Consider the following 1717-nt stretch of genomic DNA (forward strand, 5'->3'; position numbering starts at 1 on the left):
GATCTCGTGGTGCTCCTTAGAAAGGAGGTGATCCAGCCGCACCTTCCGGTACGGCTACCTTGTTACGACTTCGTCCCAATCGCCGATCCCACCTTCGACGGCTCCCTCCACAAGGGTTAGGCCACCGGCTTCGGGTGTTACCGACTTTCATGACGTGACGGGCGGTGTGTACAAGGCCCGGGAACGTATTCACCGCAGCGTTGCTGATCTGCGATTACTAGCGACTCCGACTTCACGGGGTCGAGTTGCAGACCCCGATCCGAACTGAGACCGGCTTTAAAGGATTCGCTCCACCTCACGGCATCGCAGCCCTTTGTACCGGCCATTGTAGCATGTGTGAAGCCCTGGACATAAGGGGCATGATGACTTGACGTCATCCCCACCTTCCTCCGAGTTGACCCCGGCAGTCTCTTACGAGTCCCCGCCATRACGCGCTGGCAACATAAGATAGGGGTTGCGCTCGTTGCGGGACTTAACCCAACATCTCACGACACGAGCTGACGACAGCCATGCACCACCTGCACACAGGCCACAAGGGAATACCTATCTCTAGGCACGTCCTGTGCATGTCAAACCCAGGTAAGGTTCTTCGCGTTGCATCGAATTAATCCACATGCTCCGCCGCTTGTGCGGGCCCCCGTCAATTTCTTTGAGTTTTAGCCTTGCGGCCGTACTCCCCAGGCGGGGTACTTAATGCGTTAGCTACGGCACGGATCCCAAGGAAGGAAACCCACACCTAGTACCCACCGTTTACGGCGTGGACTACCAGGGTATCTAATCCTGTTCGCTCCCCACGCTTTCGCTCCTCAGCGTCAGTTACTGCCCAGAGACCCGCCTTCGCCACCGGTGTTCCTCCTGATATCTGCGCATTCCACCGCTACACCAGGAATTCCAGTCTCCCCTGCAGTACTCTAGTCTGCCCGTATCGCCCGCACGCCCACAGTTGAGCTGTGAGTTTTCACGAACAACGCGACAAACCACCTACGAGCTCTTTACGCCCAGTAATTCCGGACAACGCTCGGACCCTACGTATTACCGCGGCTGCTGGCACGTAGTTGGCCGGTCCTTCTTCTGCACATACCGTCACTTGCGCTTCGTCTGTGCTGAAAGAGGTTTACAACCCGAAGGCCGTCGTCCCTCACGCGGCGTCGCTGCATCAGGCTTGCGCCCATTGTGCAATATTCCCCACTGCTGCCTCCCGTAGGAGTCTGGGCCGTATCTCAGTCCCAGTGTGGCCGGTCACCCTCTCAGGCCGGCTACCCGTCGTCGCCTTGGTAGGCCTTAACCCCACCAACAAGCTGATAGGCCGCGGGCCCATCCCACACCGCAAAAGCTTTCCACCACAAGACATGCATCYCATGGTCATATCCGGTATTAGACCCAGTTTCCCAGGCTTATCCCGAAGTGCAGGGCAGATCACCCACGTGTTACTCACCCGTTCGCCACTCGAGTACCCCGAAGGGCCTTTCCGTTCGACTTGCATGTGTTAAGCACGCCGCCAGCGTTCGTCCTGAGCCAGAATCAAACTCTCCAAACAAAAACAACCCGGCAAAACCAGGTGCATCGCAAATCAGAGAAACTTGATCTAACAACCAGTCAAAACTGGCAAATAAAACAAACCATCCCTAAGCAGTAGGAAGACGGGAAGTCCCCCACCAAGATGGCCAAAAACAACAAACAAAAACCACCAAACACACTATTGAGTTCTCAAACAACA

General features: G+C 56.1%; 1 rRNA gene. It reads right to left on the bottom strand.

Going from position 1 to position 1717, the window contains the following annotated elements:
- Positions 1 to 20 precede the first annotated feature (20 nt).
- Positions 21 to 1537: ribosomal RNA gene (locus tag ASD37_RS20245) — 16S ribosomal RNA — on the bottom strand.
- Positions 1538 to 1717: the final 180 nt, after the last annotated feature.

Source organism: Mycobacterium sp. Root135 (assembly GCF_001426545.1).
Lineage (GTDB): Bacteria > Actinomycetota > Actinomycetes > Mycobacteriales > Mycobacteriaceae > Mycobacterium.